This is a genomic window from Treponema bryantii NK4A124 (assembly GCF_000421345.1).
Lineage (GTDB): Bacteria > Spirochaetota > Spirochaetia > Treponematales > Treponemataceae > Treponema_D > Treponema_D bryantii_B.
On the sequence record NZ_ATWV01000001.1, the window covers coordinates 293,086 to 313,370 of the forward strand.

Genomic DNA, 20,285 nt, shown 5'->3' on the forward strand with positions numbered 1-20,285 from the left:
CTACAAGAAGAAAGTCTTCATCATGCCTTTACCCTTTACATCAATTTCTGTATTGGCGCTGTACTGGTAACGGCTGATAGTCTGGTCTTTTGTTGTTTCTGTTACATGAATTCTCATAGGGTGACCGGTGCTTTCCATTCGGCTTGCAACATTTACAGTGTCGCCCCAGATGTCATAAATGAACTTTGTTTTACCGATTACACCTGCAACTACCGGACCGGAATTTACGCCAAGTCTTATCAGCAGTTTAATGTTCGAAGTCTCGTTGAAGGTTTCTACATCCTCCAGCAAGCCTTTTGCAAAACGCATCATTCTTAAAGCCCCGTCATTATACTCTTCTTCTGTAAGGCCGGCCGCAGCCATGTAGGCATCACCGATTGTCTTAATCTTTTCAATTCCTTCGCGCTGGGCACGCTCATCAAACATCGTAAACATTTTGTTGAGCATGGTAACAACTTCTTCCGCAGTCATCTCACCGCTGATTTTTGTAAAGCCAACGATATCTGTAAACAAAACAGTTACATTAGGATACTCTTTAGCTATTGTTCTTTCAGGATGTTCTGTAAGCTCTTTTGCAATTTCTTTAGGAAGGATATTCAAAAGAAGATTTTCAGAACGGTTCTTTTCTGCTTCGAGTTCTTTTGTTCTTTCCTTTACAGTATTTTCAAGCTTCTGATTTTCCTCTTCAACTTTAATAAGCTTCCCTTCAAGCAAAGTGATTGTAGTAGAGATTACAAAGACTATAAAAATCAGGGCGAGGAAAATATTAAAAACTCTGTTTGTAAGCGGTTTTAAGATACTTGAATATGTGAATGTAATTTTTTCTTCAAGCGGCTGATAGTTATGCGGTGTATACATGATACAGCCAAAGCCCAGTGTCTTTAATGGAGTGATTGTATAAAAATCTTCTCCGTGAATATTTTCCGCATCTTCTGCGTGAGGCTTGTTTACATTTAAGAAACCTTGAGAAAGTGTAAAGCTTCCGTTCCATGGCCCCGGATCAATTGAACAGCCGGCAGGAACATTAATAGAAAAGTGCCAGTCTGTGATAATTGTGCTGCTCATGTTATTGAAAATCACACCATCAAACTGGGCGCCGGTTCTGTCAGGATCTCCTTCATCAATCCAGTGCTTTTCTGCATTGCGGGCAAAGGTTACACAAACGGCTTTTGAAGAATCATTTTCTGTATAAGGTTTTTCAATTGTCAAAGTTTTTTCCGGCATTGATATTCCCTTAACCGAAACAATCAAAAGCACTACAAGCACTCCACCAAGACTTATAGAAAGAGCCTGCCAGAAATGATTTCGTCTAACTCTTTTTTTATTCTCTATTGAAACAGGCTCTGTTTTATAAACCGGACTAACAATTGTCTGGGCTCTTTCACCGGAATAGAATTCAAGTTCCATCAGCTTGATTGAAGAATAGAAAAGATGTAAAGCACCCAAACCAAGAGAAATGTTAATCCATGAAAATCCGTATGAAACAAGAATCAGAAATACACCAACCAGTGGAAGTGCAAAATAAAGCAGGAGAGAAACAAAAACATTTACAGGCATCTTCTTTCTGTTTTGTAAAAGTACAGTAAGGGTAATCAGGCCTGGTAAAAGTCCAAGTCCTACACCCATTGGAAACAAGGTATTTCTGTGATAAAAATTATTCTCATCAAAATAATAGAAAAGATTTGTAAACTGGCTGATTATAATAAGAAAGATTCCTGCAAGGCACAAAAAGAAAACAATATAAAGCTGTACAGGGATTCCGTTTTTAATAGAAGTTTTTGGACGGAAAATCAGCCAGAGGCTAAGACGCGACTGCTTGATAAATTCGCAGACATAAAAACAGAAGAAAAATGAAATTGAAAAATTACAGATGTAAACAAAGAGATTGCTCAGGCGAACCATATACCAGCCAAGCAGGCTTGTATTTCCGCGGAAAATATAAGCAAGGGCATCAAAAAGAAGCATAAAGCCTGTAAACAATTCTACAAAAATAAGTGTTCGTCGTCCGTTCTGCTTGAGTCTATGACCAGACCACAAAAAGATTCCTACCTGAAAACAGAAGAATGAAAGAAAAAGAAGACATGAAATGCTTATAGTTCTAATTAAATCGGACACGTAAATGCTCCCCTTATAAAAGATTATTCTATTATAAAGGCAAAAATCAAATTTCAAAAGAAGAAAACTTCTTATTTAATAATAAAGGCTTTTAAGCATGATTTTTACTGCCCTATTCCCTATAATCTTAAAATCCGCTAAAATACTTTAATATAATTAAAATCACAAACACGAGGTTATAATATGTCAACACCTTTGGAAAATTATCTTGCTGCCACAAACGGTAAGCCAAATGCCGCTATGTGTGCCTATGTTGCAAATCTTCAGCAGGTTGCTGCAGTTGGTCCGGATATCGCTGCAAGCATTGTAAACGAACTTGAAAATCAGAGAAGCCACCTTAAGCTTGTTGCCAGCGAAAACTATTGTTCGCTCAACGTTCAGGCTGCTATGGGAAACCTTCTTACTGATAAATACGCTGAAGGATATCCTGAGCACCGCTACTATGGCGGCTGTGTAAATATTGACGCTGTTGAAAATACTGCTGCCCGCGAAGCAGAGGCTCTTTTTGGTGCTGACTACGCTTATGTTCAGCCTCACTCTGGTGCAGATACTAACCTCGTTGCTTACTGGGCAATCTTGAGTGCAAAGGTTGAAACTCCAACTCTCGAAGAACTTGGTGTTAAATCTTTGAATGATTTGACTGACGAACAGTTCGACGCCCTCCGCAAGAAGTTTGGAAATCAGAAGCTTATGGGTCTCGACTACTCTTGTGGTGGTCACCTTACTCACGGATATAAGATGAACGTTTCTGCCCGCATGTTCGAAAGTCACCCATACGGAGTTGATAAGGAAACAGGCCTCCTCGATTACGACGCAATCGAAAAGCAGGCTATGGAAGTTAAGCCTCTCATCCTTTTGACTGGTTTCTCTGCTTATCCACGCAAAATCAACTTCAAGCGCTTCCGCGAAATTGCAGACAAGTGCGGAGCAGTTCTCATGGTAGATATGGCTCACTTCGCAGGTCTTGTTGCAGGTAAGGTTTTCACTGGCGACTATGATCCTGTAAAATGGGCAGACATTGTTACTACTACAACTCATAAAACTCTCCGTGGTCCACGCGGTGCTATGATTCTCTGTAAGAAGGAATTTGTTGATTACGTAAACAAGGGATGTCCTATGGTACTTGGTGGTCCACTTGGACACATCATGGCCGCTAAGGCAATTGCTTTCAAAGAGGCACGTACTCCGGCTTATCAGGCTTGGGCACAACAGGTTGTTAAGAACGCTCAGGCTCTTGCTGAAGGCTGTAAGTCTCACAACATTCCACTTCAGACTGGCGGAACAGACAACCACCTTATGCTCTGCGATGTAACTGTTTATGGTCTTACAGGAAAGCAGGCAGAAGCTGCATTGTTCAAGTGCGGTGTAACTGCTAACGCAAACGCTCTTCCATACGACAAGAACGGTGCATGGTGGACATCTGGTATCCGTATCGGAACTCCAGGTCTTACAACTCTTGGTATGAATGAAGCTGATATGAAGGAAGTTGCAGACATCATCGACTTCGTTCTTAAGAACACAAAGCCAGGCGTAACAAAAGAAGGAAAGCCTGCTAAGGGTAAGATTGAAATCAGCGACGATACAGTAAATGCAGCCCGCGCTCGTGTAAACAAGCTGCTTGGTGCTCACGTATTGTACCCAGAGCTCGACCTCGACTTCTTGAAGAAGGAATTCGTTAAATAAATAGACGAAGTTTTCGGTGGTTTCGATATGATAGGTGCTTTAGCACCGTACTACTCAACCACCGTATTTTTTAAACAGGTAACGTTCTTTACCCACTGTAATTTTGCCGTATTCAATACTATCCTTAGGACAGTTGCAGATACAGGCCATACAGTGGGTACATTTTTTTCCCCATACAGGCTTCTTTTCTACTATATCAATATTATTTAAAGGGCAGACTTTTGCACATTTGCCGCAGCCGATGCAGGAATCTTTTACATAAAATGCTTTTGTCGTAAGCTTTAGTTTTATCCATAAAGGAACAAAAGGAAGTATAATCAGAGTTTCAAAAAGGAATACGTGGCGCGATTTTAAAATGCCGCCCTCCTTTATAACCGAAGCAGTCTGCTCTGTCTGTTGTTTTGCAGATTCAATACGCTGATGGATTGTTTCTGAATCCTGAATAGGATACATATCGCTTGCAATATAGTTTCTTGGCATTATGATGTCTGCACTGCCCTTGTAAATCAGCCCTTTCTTTTTGCAAAGGCCTTTTGCGAGTACACTTGCGCAGCCGCTATAGCCTCCGCTTGTAAAGACAAAATAAACCTCCCGGCTTCCGGCCAGTTCTACCCTTTTTAAAAAACGGCTCATAAAATAAGGAATTTCACAAACATAAATCGGCGTACAGATTACAAAAGGCTTTTCAGATCTGATTTCAGAATAGTCAGCTGTACGGATTTTTTGAAGCAGATTTAAAGCTGTATCATCAGTAATACGCGCAATTTCTTTTGCAGCAAACTCAGTGTTACCAGTTGCAGAAAAATAAAGTACCATAAATATAATAATCGCACACTATTTTATTGCTGTCAATTTAAAAAACCTTTCACACAATTGTTCCCTGTCACACGATTGTCACACACGATTATCCCCTTTTCCACCCACGTATAATATGGTATTATATCATCATGAAAAAGAAAGTGTTCTGGGCTTTATTTTCCCTTTTTCTTTCAATTCTTACATTTTATGCCCTTTTCTATAATAGTGGACTTTCTCTTTCTGAATTATGGATTAATGTAAAAGAAGCATCTCCAGTATGGCTTATTCCAGCTGTACTTTGCATGTTCGGATACATTTTCTTTGAAGGTCGTTCTCTTGTATTAATTCTTCGAACGCTTGGTTACCCTGCCAAAAAGCGACGTGGCTTTTTATATGCCTCAGCAGACATTTATTTTTCTTCCATTACTCCTTCAGCAACTGGTGGACAACCTGCAAGTGCCTACTTTATGCACAAAGACGGAATCTCCGGAGTTGCAGTTACGGTTTCATTAATTCTGAATCTTACCATGTACACAATTGCAATCATTACCCTTGGTCTGCTTTCAATAATCTTTTTTCCTCGTGTTTTTATGAACTTTGAACTCCCATGTAAAATAATGATTTTGATTGGTATAGTGATGATGTTCCTGCTCACCGTTTTTTTTATCATTCTTTTGAAAAGACAAAGCATTCTTGTAACAATGGGTAACATCATTATCAGAATTATGCGCCGTATGCATTTTAAAACCGCTGCCGGAAAGTTTGAAGCACGCCTTAAAACAATCATCGAAAATTACAATGAATGCGTTGTAACACTTGCCGGCAAAAAGAAGCTTCTTGTAAAAACATTCCTTCTAAATCTTATGCAGAGAGCATCGCAGATTCTTGTTACAGTATTCTCTTATTATGCACTTCATGGAAAGTTGACACACGGACTTTTAGTTTTTGCAATTCAGACCTATGTTGTAATGGGCTCTAATTTCATTCCTGTTCCAGGTGCTGTCGGCATTTCGGAATTTCTTATGTATTTGGGATACACAATGCTGCTTGAAGAAGAAGCTGCCTATTCTCTCGCCATTCTTGGCAGAGGCATTTCCTTCTACACTTGTAGCATTATTAGTATAATTACGGTATTATTTGGATATATAATAATCCGCTATAAAAAAGCAAGGGAACAATCAGCCCTAAATGAGGAATCAAAATGATTGGATTTTATGACTACACTGTAGTGCTCACTTACCTTTCAATGCTTTCGGCAACAACAGGAATTATGTTGTGTCTCAATGACATTGGTCATCCCTATCTTGGAATGTTTTTTCTAATGTTCTGTGGTTTATGCGATGCCTTTGACGGTAAAGTTGCCCGTACAAAAAAGAATCGTACAGAACAGATGAAGCAGTTTGGCATTCAGATTGATTCCCTTTCTGATCTTGTTGCTTTTGGTGTTCTTCCTGCCTGTATTGGAATTGCAATGCTTCGCAGCAGCATTGAGTTTTCAATTTTCCCTGACTTTAAATTTCTTCACCTTGCAGATAAAACAACTATCATTAAAATTATTCTTACAGCAATCGCTATACTTTACGCCCTTGCCGCTATGATTCGACTGGCTTTCTTTAATGTTCTTGAAGAAGAAAGACAGAAGACAGAAGGTGGCGGAGTAAATAAAACTTACCTCGGGCTCCCGGTAACTAGTGCAGCCCTTGTATTCCCAACAATTTTGTTAGTTCATATTTTCTGTAAGGCTGACCTTACAATTCTTTACTTTGTTTTTCTTGCAATTGTAGGCTTTCTTTTTATTTCCAGAATTCAATTTAAAAAGCCAACTACAAAAGGCGTTTTAATTATGATTGCAATTGGTCTTGTTGAAGCAGCTGCCCTTGCCTGGATTTTTATTGTAATGAAAAAACAGTAACTTATGGATTCATTACACTTCCTTTATAAAACATTTCCCGGAAGATTTTTCTTAAAACCTTTAGCTTCCCGCCCTCTTTCAAAGTTGTGCGGGGCTTTTCTAGATTCACGACTTTCTACTTTCTTAATCAAGAGTTTTGTCCGTAATAATAATATAAATCTTGATGATTATGAAACTGAAGGAATCAAAACCTTCAATCAGTTTTTCAGAAGAAAGATAAAAGAAGGTCGAAGAGTTTTCGATATGGAACCTTCTAAGCTCTGCTGCCCCTGCGATGGCCTTCTTTCTGTCTGGAATATTTCTGAAGACACTGTAATTCCGGTAAAGCAGTCTGAATACACGGTAAGTTCTCTTTTAAGGAACAAAGAGCTCGCAGCAGAATATGATGGCGGACTTTGCCTTGTTTTCCGTCTTTGTGTTGATAACTACCACAGATATGCTTATGCTGACAGCGGAAAAAAAGGACCAAATATTTTTATTCCCGGCGTATTACACACAGTTCGTCCTATTGCACTGGAAAGCAGGCCAGTTTTTGTAGAAAACTGCCGCGAGTACACTGTTATAGAAAGTTCTACCTTTGGAAAGCTTGTTCAGATGGAAGTTGGAGCAATGCTGGTTGGCCGCATTGTAAACCTTGAAGGTCAAGGCATGGCAGAACGTGGTAAAGAAAAAGGCTTTTTTGAATATGGCGGTTCAACAATTATTCTGCTTGTAAAAAAAGATATGGTAAAGCTGAATCAGGAGATTATTAATAACTCACAGGCAGGAATAGAAAGCCCTGTAAAAATGGGCCAGGTAATCGGCGCTAAACTGTAAAGGTCTGCAAAAAAGCCCCTCACTCCAGAAAGTTGTTTCCTAAAAATCCGTATTGCAAACTATATGCATTTCTTTTCCGCTTGTCGGGTGGCGGAAGGTAATTTCTGCAGCATGAAGCATAAGCCGCTGTCCATTCTCACAATGACCATAAAGAGAATCTCCAACAATAGGAAGCCCAAGTCCACCAAGCTCTACCGGGCAGCTTGCAGCCAGCCTCAGCTGATGTGTACGGCCGGTCAATGGAGAGAACTCAATGCGGGTTACCTGTTTTACCTCGCCTGTTGTGCTGCAGGAAAGTTTTTCTACCCCAACTTTTTTCCACTCAGTAATTCCAAGCTTTCCATTTTCTGCATCGTAAATCTGATGCGGTCTGTTTTCTGTGTCCAGTCGGAAAGGCAGTTCAGTATGTCCTTCAGGTTTTCCGCGGAGAATGCCATCCAAAAGGGCAATATATTTTTTGTGTACAAGACCTGAAGCAAACTCTTCATTCATTGCAATATGAGTTTTCTTATTCAGAGCCATAATGAGTATTCCGGATGTTTCCATATCAAGCCTGTGAACAGCAGGCTGAGCAGGTGCCTCCGGAAAAAGTTTTCGCAGTCTTGTTTCCACACAATCCTGCTTTTCTTCCCCTTTTCCTGGCACAGATAAAAGGCCTCCTGGTTTATTTACAATAACAAGGTCACTGTCCCGGTATAAAATCTCAAGCCCAAGAATGTCAGGCAGAATATAGCCACAGCGTTCATCACAGGGAGTATATGAAGTACCGTTTTTTTTATGAGCAGTATCGCGTCCGTAATAAACTTCATCCATGCTTACCGGTTCAAGTCCATGGGCAAAAGCGTAACTTAAAAGCTTTGGTGCACAGCAGTCGCCGGTACCTGTAGGCGGAAGATGACCATTATGCCGGTTGATTATTGCATTAAGAGAAATCTTTTTCCCGTCAAATCGAATAAACTCATAAAGTGAAAAAACTTTTCTAAGAGAAGCATCTGTAAGGGCTGTACGTTCAGTTATTAAAGTTTGTCTTTCTGTGGAATATTTATTAACTAACGTTAGTTTGTTTATCTGATCTGTAAGCTGATGGATTTTAAAATCATTTTCTTCAAGGGCTGCTTCAATTTTTTCTGAAGAAACGATAGAAGGAACAAAGATTGATTTTTCTGTAAAAAGTTTTTCCAGTGAGACTGCAGCCTTAAGTTCTTTATTATTACCACTGACTGCATAAAGGACAACCCGCCGTCCACTCTTCTCTTGTCCGTCACAGCCAGTTTCCCAGCAAACAAGAGCTCCGATCATAAGCCCCTGCCCTTTACGCTCCAGACTTTCCCGCCCGCACTGCTTAAGTTCTACATCCCCCTTCTCGATCAAAGAAATGAGTTTGTTGCAGTAATGTCGGGCAGACTCCTGGGGAAAAGGGGGAAACATTTACGGGGCAATTCCTTATTTAAGGTTTCTGATTTCTACAGAACCGTCTTCTTTTGAAATAAATACAATCGGTTTATTCTGGGTAAAGAGACCTGTTTCAACTACACCAACGATAGAATTGATTTTAGTTTCCATCTCAGGAACGTTAATAGGCTCCTTCCAGGTACAGTCGAGAATCTGATTTCCGTTATCTGTAATTACTGGACCAGCCTTGCGAACACCTTCACGAAGAACTGCAGTTGCACCAAGTGCTGCAAGAGCATTCATTACAGGAACTCTTGCATCACCGATAATTTCTACCGGAACCGGGAACTTAGTACCGATTGTCTGAACAGACTTAGAAGAATCAGCAATTACAACAAAAATCTTAGCATTGTATTCAACAATCTTTTCGCGAACATGTGCTGCACCGCCACCCTTAATACAGTTACAGTCTGGATCAACTTCGTCTGCTCCGTCAATTGCAAGATCAAGCTGACCACCGATAATTCTGTCATTCATAGAATAAACAGGAATACCGTAATCCTGGCAGGCATTCTGTGTCTGAAAGCTGGTTACTACAGCTTTTACATCCTTTAGAGTGCCGTCTGCAATACGTTCTGCAAGGCGTTTTACAGCAGGCATGGCAGTTGAACCTGTTCCAAGACCAATTTTCATGCCGCTGAAAATCAAGCCTTTTTCAATAAGTGTATCAATGGCAGTGTTTGCAACAAGTGTTTTCTGTTCTGATTGTGAAAGCATATTATTCCTCGTGTTATTATATTTAAGACCCTGAAACAAGTTCAGGGTGACCTGTCATGCTGAACTTGTTTCAGCATCTATACTGTTTCATAATCCTGACCCGTAAACAGCTTAAACTGTTCATAGGCCTGATATTCAAGCATTTTATATCCGTTACATACACGGCAGCCCGCAATTGCAGCTCTTTTCATAACCGGCGTTGTAGAAGGCTCATAAATAATATCAAAGAGCAGTTCATTACCCCTGAAATCATAAAAATGAATCGGGTCATTCTCTGCATTACTAGGTCCAGTAGAATTCATACCTACAGAAGTAGTCTGAACAATAAGGTTTGAGTACTCATCGAGTTTTGCTATGCAATGCGGATCAAGCTGGCAGTAATTAAAACCATACTTCTCTGCAAGCTGAGCCGCTGTTTCTATTGTACGGTTGAAAATACAAACACGCGCTCCCATCTGTTTAAGTACATATACAATCGCCTTAGCTGCACCACCGGCACCAATAACTGCAACCTTCTTATGCTTAATTTTTACAGGCCCAAGAAACTCTTCCAGTGCGCGTCGGAAGCCAGGTGCATCAGTATTATAACCAAGCCATTTATTATTTTTTCGTACGATAGTATTGCAGGCTCCAATCTGAGCAACCTCGGGAGACTGCTCATGAAGATAATACATCACCGATTCTTTATGAGGAATTGTTACAGAAAGACCTTTTACACCAATTCCCTCACAGAAAGAAAGAGTATCAGATATCAAAGGTGAACGGAAAGGAATATAGACTGCATTCATTTTTTTTGCAGCGTAACCTTTATTATGAATCTCAGGGCTTGAAGTTTTTACAAGAGGCCAGCCTGTAATTCCATAAAGAGTTGTATCCTGATTGATTGATTTAAAGTGATACATATCATTCAGGGTAATCGGATCTATATGACCAATTGCCTTAGTATTTTCAATAACCTCTTCCGGCGAAACATAAGTAAGAAAGGAATTAGTACGACTGGCAAGAACGCGAGATGGAAAACCTTCCGGCCCCATAGCACAAAGAATATGCTCATACTGGGTCATTGCCTCACCTTCCCTAAGAAGATTCAAAACATCCGAAAGGGAATGAGGCATAAAAGCAATCTTTGGAATTTCATAACCGGTCTTACGCATTATATCGCAGCGCTCACGGATATTCAAAATCGGCTCAGTCATATTATGACAGCTTCTGATGATTCTAACACCAAAGGCCATTGCCGCATCCTGAATACTTGGAATATGAAAGTCCTCTTCAAAATCTACAAAAGCAAAGTTTTTTGATTTATCCGGATTTGCAAAAGCAAGGGCACGGGCAAAAAGATTTGTTCGTGCAAAGTCACCACCGGTAAACTGACCTCCGTCAATATCACGTCTGATTGTAAGAATACAAGGCTGATATATCATTGCCGGAAAGCGGCGGGCAGAAAGCTGCTCATCTTCATTAAGATGATCAACACGCAGCTCTACTAAATCAATATATTTTTCATACTTCTTTACAAGCCTAAGATTCTCTTCGAGAGTCTTACCTGTAAGTGTCATGCATACCAGCGGCTGATTCATTACAATCCCTTCTTGTCATGCTGAACTTGGTTCAGCATCTATAACCTGAGATTCCGAAACAAGTTCGGAATGACGTTTTTTTTAATTAACAGTCTTTTTAGAAACTACCTTATTTACAACTGTAAGTTCAAGTCTTGTTCCCTTTGGAACAGCATAAGGTACAGTTACAGTTCCACCCGGATGATTAAAGCTGAGCAGAGTATAAGAATTTCCTTCTGCAGGATAAGCTTCTATCTTCATTGGAACAGGGTATGGATAATCTGCAACCTTTTCCTCATAGATTCCGTAAATATTGTCGTTGTACTCTCCAGCAGGCAAAGCCATTTCAAGAGTTACACGGGTATAGTTTGGAATAAACTCATCTTCAAAGGCCTGCTGGTCTACAACAGTGCCAGGCTTTTCATCATCACTTGCCTTATGGGATGTAATATCAAATACCAGTTTGCTGCGGGTAATAATCTGAAGAAGGTCATTAACAGTCTGGCCAATAAGATATGGAGCCTTTGTATTTTCAAAATTAGGACCACGGCTTACAACAAGCTGAACTGTAACAGGCTCAGAGATTCTGGTTCCTGCAGGCGGATCCTGTTCGAGGATTGTTCCGGCATCAGAAGCATCTGGTTTATACTCAGGTTCTGCAAGCACGATAAGAGGTTTTGTAGAACCTGCAAAAAGAGTCTGAAGTTTCATACGAAGGTCTTCAATATTCATGCCTGTATATTCATCAACCTTATCTACAATAACACCACGGCTTACAACAAGAGAAACACGGCTGTAACCTTTTACGATTGCACCTGCATCCGGAGACTGGTCAAGGATAGTTCCTTCATCACCAGGAATATCTGAATAGCGCAAACTGATTTTCGGATAAAGCTCCTTTACCTGCATTTCAAGTAAAGCATCTTCAAGCTTTTTTCCTTCAACATTTGGAACAAGAACTTTTTCCGGCCCCTTTACGTTCATAAAGAAAATTGCAAAGGCGGCAAAGCACATAAGTGCAAAGGCACAAAGACAGATTATAAGGAAGGCAGGAATGCTTGACTGAAATTTATCATAAGATTCAGAAAATTTAACAGTAAGCTGCGGCTTCTTTCTGTTTTTGAATAAGTTTTTGATTTTTGAAGCCCCTGATTCTTTTTTATCCTCAGTTTCGTAATCTTTGTAATCGTCCATATTTTCCTCTATATAAAAACTGATTTTCTATTGTAGCACGGTACCGAGAAAATTTCTCGCCCCATTCATAAAACTTTTATAATCCATGGCATTTTTTCCCTGACGCTGTAGTTTTCGCACTGCAAGCAGTCCATCACCTGTCTGAATAAGAATACCTTCTGATTTTGAAAAATCTATAACTTTTCCAGCCTCTGACTGTTCTGACTTGCTTTCAACAGTTTTTGCCTCAAGGATTTTTAGAGGTGCTCCGTTTTCCATGCACCAGCAGCCAGGCTCCGGATAGTAGGCACGGATTTTTGCTTCAATTACAGAAGCAGGTTCGCTCCAGTTAATTTTTGCATCCTCTTTTTTAATGATTCCTGTATAAGAGGCTTCTCCACTCTGTGGAGTACCAGCAGGAAGTTTACCTGCAGCACAAGTCTCTTTTATAACTTCGCAGATAAGGCGGGCACCTTCTTCTGCAGAGTAATTCAAGAGAGATTCTGTAGTTTCTGTGCCATTAAGGTCAACATGAGTCTGGGCAAGAATATCACCTTCGTCCATTTTAAGGCTGAGAGTCTGGACTGTAACGGCAGTTTCTTTATCGCGATTAAGTATTGCAGCAGGAACCGGAGTACAGCCTCTGTATTTTGGCAGAAGAGATGGATGAAGATTGATTCCACCAAGCGGAAAAAGCGCCAGAAATTTTGGGCCAAAAATATGTCCATAAGCAAAGCTTACAAGAAGGTCTGCACCAAGAGGGCTGATTGATTCACGAGCCGCGCTGTCCAAATGCTCTGGTGTAAAAACAGGAAGGCCTTTTTCAATTGCAAAGGCTGCTACCGGAGTCGGAATCAGATCCCTATGACGGCCTTTTGCAGAAGGCGGATTAGACAGCACACCTGCAATTTCAAAAGCACAGGCGCTTTGTGCTTCATAGAGTCTTTCAAGTGTCAGACGAGCCGCTTCAGGACTTCCTGCAAATAAAACCTTAATCATTCGATTCTATCCTACTTTGCTTTTTTAGCTTCCTTAGCAGCAAGCTTAGCCGCAATCTTGCGGGCTTTGGCTTCTTTTTCGCGGGCTTTTTCTGCAGCACGCTCTGCACGTTTTTTAAACTGTGCTTCTGTTTTATCTGCAAAAGCCTTGTCGCCGCGGTCTATATACAAAATACCATCGAGGTGGTCGTATTCATGCTGAATGATACGGGCAAGAAGTCCATCTGCTTCCAGAGTAAATGGACGGCCCTTTTCGTTTAGAGCCTGAACAGTTACGCGTACAGGACGTGTAATAGATTCATATACCTGTGGAATACTCAAACAGCCCTCTTCATATTCACCAACCTCTTCCGAAGTTTTGATAATCTGAGGATTAATAAATACACGCTTAACATCATCATCTGCCATGGCAACAAACATACGGAGGCTTAAGCCAACCTGCGGAGCAGCAAGACCTACTCCGTTTGCTTCAATCATGGTTTCAAACATATCTTCTGCAAGCTTTCTGATTTCGTCATTTACTTCGGCAACAGGTTCTGCCTTCTGACGTAAAATCTCTTCGCCGAGCTTTGTTATTTCAAGAATCATTTTTCACCTCTTATGCGGGCTGCACGGGCATGACCTGCAAGACCTTCAGAATCTCCAAGATAACCTGCAGCAGCAGTTGATTTAAGAGTTCCAGGCTTGCCCTTTTCGGCACGCAGAGTTGTAACAGTCTTAAGGAAGTTTCTTACGCTGAGGCCGCCTGTATAGTGAGCCGCTCCCGAAGTTGGAAGTGTGTGATTAAGACCAGCTGCATAATCACCAAGAACCTCTGCAGAATAGTGACCGATAAAGAGTGAACCGTAGTTGTGAACAGCCTTTTCAATTTTATTGCGCAGGCTTCCCTCTTCCATTGCAAGCTCAAGGTGCTCTGGAGCCTTTTTATTAGCAATTTCAATTGCTTCTTCAAGTTTATCTACAATGATGATTTTTCCGTAAGTATCAATACTCTGGCGGGCAACAGCCTTTGTTGTAAGAGTTTCAAGCTGATTTTCAATAGCCTCACTTACCTTTGAAGCAAAATCCATATCATCAGTTACAAGAATTGGCTGGGCAACTACATCGTGCTCTGCCTGAGCCAGAAGATCTGCGGCAACCCATTCAGGATTTGCAGATTTATCGGCAATAATCATAACCTCTGTAGGACCTGCAATCATATCAATTCCAACAACGCCGTAAACAGCTTTCTTAGCAGAGGCTACAAATTTATTTCCAGGGCCAACAATTACGTCTACCTTTGGCACACTCTCAGTACCATAAGCCATAGCACCGATTGCCTGAGAACCGCCGACAGCATAAAGGTGATTTACACCGCAGATATAGGCAGCAGCCATGATTCCTTCATCAGCATAAGGCTTACCGCCTACAAATGCCTTGCCGGGAATTCCGCTTCCAGACTTTCCGGCCTTTACCTTGTCATCAGGGTGAACACGAGGAGGTGTACACATAATTACATTTGGAACACCTGCTGCAACTGCAGGAGTTACTGTCATGATTACTGTAGAAACCAGAGGGAAACGACCGGCAGGAACGTAGCAGCCTGCGGTGTCTACAGGAATTGTCTTCTGGCCGGTAAAGAGTCCCGGTTCAAGTTCTTCTTCAAAATCCTTAAATGATTTTTTCTGAAGCTTTGCAAAGCGGAGGGCCAGGTCGTGTGAATAAACGATGGCGTCGTAAACATCGCGCTTTTCTATTCTGAGTTTTTCTGCGGCTGCCTGGAGTTCTTCCTGAGGAACCTCAAACTGAGCAGGAACTGCAACATCAAATTTCTGTCCATAAAGACGGAGAGCGGCATCTCCGCGTTTCTGAACCTCTTCGAGTACCGAAGTTACAACCTCGTTCGACTCGCCGAAGGCACGGCCCTTAAAAAAATCGGGCTCGACATCTGCATATTTCTGTATATTAATCATTGTAAAACTCCTTGATAGATGCTGAAACAAGTTCAGCATGACGTGTACAGTTTTTGTCACCCTGAACTTGTTTCAGGGTCTACTTTTCTTTGTGACGTTTATCTAATTCATCATATACGTCATTCCAGGTTACGCCTTCTTTGTACATCAGCACGTTTACAAAATAAATAAGGTCGGCTGCTTCCCAGATAACCTCGTCGCGGCCATCTGCCTCGCACAATTCTTCTGCTTCTTCTTCAACCTTTTCGCGAACACGCTTTGCGTCCAGGGTTGCTGTATAGCTGCCCGGTTTTGGATTTGCAAAACGGTCTGCAATAATATTGTAAAGGCGTCCCATGCTCGATTTTTCGCCAGGGTCACTTGTAAAGCAGGTCCAGCTTCCGGTATGGCAGCTAGGTCCAACAGGAAGAACTGTTGCAAGAATACAGTCACGGTCGCAGTCAGCACGCATGCGCACTAACTGAAGGAAATTTCCGCTTGTCTCGCCCTTTGTCCAAAGCTCATTTCTTGAACGGCTCCAGAAGGTAAGCTTACCGCATTCAAAGCTTTTTCTTACAGCCTGCTCATTTGCATAGCCCTGCATAAGAACATCCCCGTTTACACTCTGTGCAATTACAGGAATCAAAGGCATTTTGTCAAAATCAAGGCAGGCAACAAAAGAATCTGTAAGATTAACCTTATTTGTATACAAGGCCATTCCAAGCTGAACATCACAGTGCAGCTTTTCAAGCTCGCGGATTTCTTCAACGCTTGAAATACCGCCTGCCGCAACAACACGGCAATGAACTGCCTCGCGCAACTGGCGGACATAATCCATGTTTGTGCCCTGCATGCAGCCTTCTTTTTCAACACAGGTGAAAAGAAGCTCAGAACAGAACTTTTCGGCCTGTTTTGCACCTTCAATCAAAGGAATATCAACAGTTTCGGTCCAGCCCTTTACGGCAATTTTTCCGTTTATAGCATCTACAGAAATGATGATTCTGTCTTTACCGATTGCAGCAGCAAGTTCGTTCAAAAAGTCTTCATTCAAAACCGACTCGCCAGGCTGAGGATTAGCTTTCCATGCGCTTGAACCGATAATAACTTTTTCTGCGCCAAGGCTGATAAGCTCGCGGGCTCTTTTTACAGTGCGGATTCCTCCTCCTGTACGAACGTTTCCATGATGGAGAAGTGATTTTAAAAGAGGGGTATTTACAGTGTTTCCCTTTGCATCAACATTTCCAAGAGCTGCATCAAGATCAATTACAGCAACTTCGCCATACATGTCAAACTGGCTGATAAGTGCATCAGCGTCATCACGCTGCAAAACCAGTTCCTTGCCGTTCTTAAGCTGAACGACATGTCCGTTTTTCAAATCAATAGAAGCTATTACCATAGTGTGATATTACCAAATTTTCAGACTTTATACAAATAATTATTATATAGAAGATGTGTAAGGCCGCTGGCGGCCGGTGTTAAATAGCAGACCGTTAAAAAAATTGCGAAAGCAATTTTTAGGTCTACCACTTCCTAAACGCCGCTAATAAAAAAAAGACTGCCGGGAAAGGAGGAAAACGGCAGTCTTAAAAAAAATTATGGAGGTATTTATTTCATCTAGTATTGCTTTGGTGTTCACTAATATAACCACACCAGGGATAAGAGGTTACAAAAAAAAATAAAAAATTAAAAAAATCATTTCTTTATTTTTTACTTAAATTTAGTTATAATTTACTTATGGCTCAGAAGAAGAAAGTCAGATTATCTGATATTGCAGCAAAATTAAATATAAGTACCGTTACAGTTTCTAAAGCACTCGCAGATAAAGAAGGTGTTGGAGATGAACTTCGACAAGAGATAAAAGAAATCGCCGCACAAATGGGCTATCATATAAAAAAATCCGCTGTCCCTTCCTCTGCTATAACAAAGACCTCTGGCACAGGCAACATCGGCATCCTTATCCCTTCCCGCTTCTTTTCGCCTAACGTTTCTTTTTACTGGCATATTTTCAACACCCTTTCAACCGAGCTTCTTAACCGCGGCTACTACAGCATTATGGAGCTGCTTTCAAAAGAAGATGAAGAAGCCATGTCACTCCCCCGCCTTATCAGCGACAATAAGGTAGACGGGCTGATTATTCTTGGACAGACCAGTGACGCTTACCTCGAAGAACTGAATACAAAATATCAGAGCTTTATTCTTTTTGATTTTTATTCTGCAAAGCAGAGCTACGACAGTGTTTCCAACGACGATTACTTCTGCTCTTATCTTATGACTAAATATGTAATTTCCCAGGGACACAAAAAAATCCGCTTTGTAGGAAACTTTGGAGCAACCACTTCTATTTCAGACAGATTTATGGGTTTTCAAAGAGCCATGCTGGAGCATAAGCTCAGCTGTTCAAGTGATGATATAATAAATGACAGGGATGAAAACGGCAGCCTTATAAAAATCAACTTACCGCCGGCAAAAAACATGCCTACTGCCTTTGTCTGCAACTGCGATGAAACAGCCTCGAATCTTATTACAGCCCTGGAAGAAAAAGGCTACAAGGTTCCCCAGGATATTTCTGTTACAGGTTTTGATAACTACCTGCCACAAAAGCAGCCTTCCGTAGAGCTCACTACAGTTTACATAAAGCCGGAAGATTCTACCCGTATGGCAGCAGAACTGATTATCAGTAAAATCACAGGCCAGCCATATATAAAAGGCCGCCACTTAGTAAGCGGCAGCCTTGTTATCAGGAATTCTGTAAAGTCTTTATAAACTCATAAATGCGTTCAGCAGCCTTTTTATGAGTCAGAGGCCCCGGATGACCTCTTGAACCTTTATCTTCATCAGATTTTTCAAGCTTATCCATGCCCTCAAGCTCAAGCGGATATACATCCATATCAGCAGAATCTTTAATATATTCCTTAATTCCAGATTGAATCAGTGCTGGAACAATATCAATAGGAATCATTCCCCAGGTCCAGATAATTTTTGCCTTAGGATTATATCTTCTGATTTCACCAAGGAAGCGTTTGACTTCGGCTACAATTGCCTGCCCTGCTACACCTGCGGCACCCTTTCCGTCAGCCTGACTTTTAAAGCCAGAATTATCATTTGTACCAAGATTCAAAATTACATAATCGGCACCATTGTTGTAAGGAACTACATCACAGGTTCCCAGAGCCTGCTGCTGTTCTCCATTAAGAACTCCACAAACCTGAGAATAATACATAGGGATATTCGAAGTTACATCTCCGTCCCAGCCCCAGCAAAGTCCCCAGCCGCACTGGCTGATTGTAGACCAGTCTGCATTCATTTTCTTTGCAAGCTGAGCAGCGTAAGTTTTACTTGCACAGAACCACTGGGTAATCCAGTCCATTTCATCAGGGCTTCCGGCAAGCCCTTCGCCGGAAGTTATACTGTCGCCAATAAACTCAATTTTGCAGTCATGAGTTTTTGGTGTACAGAACTCGCCTGCATCATCAAGTCTGAGGCCTGTAATTTTAAGTTCATGAAGATTATCACCAGACATTGGCTGAGTATCTTTTATAATGGAAATAAGATTTTCCTTTTCAGGATTGAGATTACGGGCAAGACAAACCCAGGTTGGGCGCTTAGGAGCAATAAAGCGGGAAATCTGATAACCGTTGACTTCAATTGCAAGCCAGATTTCGTGAAAATCATAATTGCAGGAAATTTCTGCCCAGACTTCGCGGGCTTTTACAGCAACTTCAAGACTGGCACCCGCCCAGAAAAGGCGAACTGCTCCGTCTTTACAAATGCCGCCTTCTACATTACGGCCAAGCAGCCGGATATTTTTAACTTCTTTAACAGGATAATTTTTCATGTGTGTGAGTATAGCTTATTTTTTTATAAATCTCAAACACTACTTTTAACTTAATTTTACTTAATTTAACTTAATACATTTTACCTAATTAACTTAATTTTTCTTGACAATCTGACTAGTCAGCAGTACATTAGAGGCAACGAATATTAATTCAAGGAGCATATTATGGCAAAAATCATCAGCGGTGGTAATTTACCAAACATTCCATGGCAGGACAAACCGGCAGACTGCTGGCTTCCAGTATGGCGTTATGACGCTAACCCGGTAATCGGAAGAAATCCATTTCCAGGCATGGCACGTATTTTCAATTCAGCAGTAATTCCATGGGAAGGAAAATTTAAGGGAGTTTTCCGTTCAGAAGATCCTACAGGAAATCCTTTCCTTTACCTGGGTGACTCAGAAGACGGAATCCACTGGGAATTCCAGCGCGAAAAAATCCACATGCATGATCCAGATGGAAAGCCACACGATCCATACTATGCTTACGATCCTCGCTGTGTAAAAGTTGATGATACCTACTATATCATGTGGTGTGGAGATTTTGACGGAGCAAGCATTGGAGTTGCAAGTACAAAAGATTTTAAAGACTTCACACGTCTCGAAAATCCATTTCTCCCATTCAACCGCAACGCAGTTCTCTTCCCTAAAAAGATAAAGGGAAAATTCGCAATGCTTTCACGTCCTTCAGATTCAGGACATACACCATTCGGTGATATTCTCCTCTCTTACTCTCCAGATATGAAGTACTGGGGCGAACACAGACTCGTAATGCAGAAAGGCGGCGGAGCATGGTGGGAAGGCCTCAAAATTGGTGCAGGCCCTGCTCCTATCGAAACAGACGAAGGCTGGCTCCTCTTCTTCCACGGAGTTTGCCAGACTTGTAATGGTTATGTTTATTCATTCTCTGCAGCTATCCTCGACCATGACACTCCATCAATCGTAAAATACCGCTGCAAGAATTACATGCTTACACCAGAACTTCCATACGAAACAACAGGCTTTGTAGACAACGTTTGCTTCCCTGTAGCAGCCCTCACCGACCAGGCAACAGGCCGCATTGCAATTTACTACGGCTGTGCCGACACAGTTGTAGGCCTCTGCTTCACAACAGTAGACGAAGCTGTTAAGTACGTAAAAGAACACAACGAACTGAACAGCCTCGACAAAGACGAAGGCAGATTCTAATCTCCGTGTCATTCCCGCGCTTGACGCGGGAATCTCTTTTGGTAGGGAGGAGCCCCTCCCTCGCTTCAGCCCGCCTTCGGCGGTCTTACGCTACCCACCCTACGGGGGCGG

The 20,285-nt window shown here is 41.5% G+C and carries 17 protein-coding genes; 6 read left to right on the forward strand and 11 right to left on the reverse strand.

All coding sequences use genetic code 11. The features are described 5' to 3' along the window. A complete protein-coding gene (locus G626_RS17090) occupies positions 1–2,115 on the reverse strand; it encodes an adenylate/guanylate cyclase domain-containing protein (protein ID WP_051142180.1) in 2,115 nt (704 codons plus the stop codon). Between the two features lie 183 nt (positions 2,116–2,298). Between G626_RS17090 and G626_RS0101265 the strand changes: the two genes are divergently transcribed. Continuing rightward, a complete protein-coding gene (locus tag G626_RS0101265) occupies positions 2,299–3,798 on the forward strand; it encodes a glycine hydroxymethyltransferase (protein WP_022930982.1) in 1,500 nt (499 codons plus the stop codon). A 54-nt stretch (positions 3,799–3,852) separates the two neighbouring features. Here the strand turns inward: G626_RS0101265 and G626_RS0101270 are convergent, their stop codons facing one another. Then, positions 3,853–4,614, reverse strand: a complete 762-nt coding sequence (locus tag G626_RS0101270; RefSeq protein WP_022930983.1) for an EFR1 family ferrodoxin — start codon at positions 4,612–4,614, stop codon at positions 3,853–3,855. A gap of 131 nt (positions 4,615–4,745) precedes the next feature. Between G626_RS0101270 and G626_RS0101275 the strand changes: the two genes are divergently transcribed. The 3 genes from G626_RS0101275 to G626_RS0101285 are packed head-to-tail and all read left to right on the forward strand — an operon-like array spanning position 4,746 to position 7,324. Continuing rightward, positions 4,746–5,801 carry a lysylphosphatidylglycerol synthase transmembrane domain-containing protein gene (locus G626_RS0101275; RefSeq protein WP_022930984.1) on the forward strand — a complete coding sequence of 352 codons (1,056 nt, stop codon included), beginning with the start codon at positions 4,746–4,748 and terminating at the stop codon, positions 5,799–5,801. Further along, a complete protein-coding gene (locus G626_RS0101280) occupies positions 5,798–6,508 on the forward strand; it encodes a CDP-alcohol phosphatidyltransferase family protein (protein WP_022930985.1) in 711 nt (236 codons plus the stop codon). The genes G626_RS0101275 and G626_RS0101280 overlap by 4 nt, the downstream gene beginning before the upstream one ends. 3 nt (positions 6,509–6,511) lie before the next feature. Continuing rightward, positions 6,512–7,324: a phosphatidylserine decarboxylase gene (locus G626_RS0101285; RefSeq protein WP_022930986.1), complete on the forward strand. Its 813-nt coding sequence runs from the start codon at positions 6,512–6,514 to the stop codon at positions 7,322–7,324. Positions 7,325–7,363: 39 nt separating this feature from the next. Here the strand turns inward: G626_RS0101285 and G626_RS0101290 are convergent, their stop codons facing one another. From G626_RS0101290 to hisIE, 8 genes are all read right to left on the reverse strand, one after another. Next, positions 7,364–8,695: an RluA family pseudouridine synthase gene (locus tag G626_RS0101290; protein ID WP_231365045.1), complete on the reverse strand. Its 1,332-nt coding sequence runs from the start codon at positions 8,693–8,695 to the stop codon at positions 7,364–7,366. A 72-nt stretch (positions 8,696–8,767) separates the two neighbouring features. Beyond that, positions 8,768–9,493, reverse strand: coding sequence for a ribose-5-phosphate isomerase RpiA (gene rpiA, locus G626_RS0101295; RefSeq protein WP_022930988.1), 726 nt, complete (start codon positions 9,491–9,493; stop codon positions 8,768–8,770). A gap of 77 nt (positions 9,494–9,570) precedes the next feature. Beyond that, positions 9,571–11,073 (reverse strand): type I 3-dehydroquinate dehydratase, encoded by a 1,503-nt coding sequence (locus tag G626_RS0101300; protein ID WP_022930989.1) that lies wholly within the window; start codon positions 11,071–11,073, stop codon positions 9,571–9,573. Positions 11,074–11,154: 81 nt separating this feature from the next. Beyond that, complete coding sequence (locus G626_RS14940) at positions 11,155–12,246, reverse strand: PASTA domain-containing protein (RefSeq protein ID WP_022930990.1); 1,092 nt, start codon at positions 12,244–12,246, stop codon at positions 11,155–11,157. Positions 12,247–12,273: 27 nt separating this feature from the next. After that, positions 12,274–13,224 (reverse strand): methionyl-tRNA formyltransferase, encoded by a 951-nt coding sequence (fmt, locus tag G626_RS0101310; RefSeq protein ID WP_022930991.1) that lies wholly within the window; start codon positions 13,222–13,224, stop codon positions 12,274–12,276. 11 nt (positions 13,225–13,235) lie between these two features. Next, the gene (gene def / locus G626_RS0101315) at positions 13,236–13,811 is read right to left on the reverse strand and encodes a peptide deformylase (protein ID WP_022930992.1); all 576 of its coding nucleotides are present in this window, start codon (positions 13,809–13,811) and stop codon (positions 13,236–13,238) included. Then, on the reverse strand, positions 13,808–15,175 hold the full coding sequence (gene hisD, locus G626_RS0101320) for a histidinol dehydrogenase (RefSeq protein WP_022930993.1): 1,368 nt from the start codon (positions 15,173–15,175) through the stop codon (positions 13,808–13,810). The genes def and hisD overlap by 4 nt, the downstream gene beginning before the upstream one ends. Positions 15,176–15,254: 79 nt before the next feature. Continuing rightward, positions 15,255–16,550, reverse strand: a complete 1,296-nt coding sequence (gene hisIE, locus G626_RS0101325; RefSeq protein ID WP_022930994.1) for a bifunctional phosphoribosyl-AMP cyclohydrolase/phosphoribosyl-ATP diphosphatase HisIE — start codon at positions 16,548–16,550, stop codon at positions 15,255–15,257. Between the two features lie 338 nt (positions 16,551–16,888). Between hisIE and G626_RS0101330 the strand changes: the two genes are divergently transcribed. Next, on the forward strand, positions 16,889–17,917 hold the full coding sequence (locus tag G626_RS0101330; RefSeq protein ID WP_022930995.1) for a LacI family DNA-binding transcriptional regulator: 1,029 nt from the start codon (positions 16,889–16,891) through the stop codon (positions 17,915–17,917). Here the strand turns inward: G626_RS0101330 and G626_RS0101335 are convergent. Next, the gene (locus G626_RS0101335) at positions 17,892–18,989 is read right to left on the reverse strand and encodes an SGNH/GDSL hydrolase family protein (protein WP_022930996.1); all 1,098 of its coding nucleotides are present in this window, start codon (positions 18,987–18,989) and stop codon (positions 17,892–17,894) included. The genes G626_RS0101330 and G626_RS0101335 overlap by 26 nt on opposite strands. 165 nt (positions 18,990–19,154) lie before the next feature. Between G626_RS0101335 and G626_RS0101340 the strand changes: the two genes are divergently transcribed. Further along, positions 19,155–20,174: a glycoside hydrolase family 130 protein gene (locus tag G626_RS0101340; RefSeq protein WP_022930997.1), complete on the forward strand. Its 1,020-nt coding sequence runs from the start codon at positions 19,155–19,157 to the stop codon at positions 20,172–20,174. Positions 20,175–20,285: the final 111 nt, after the last annotated feature.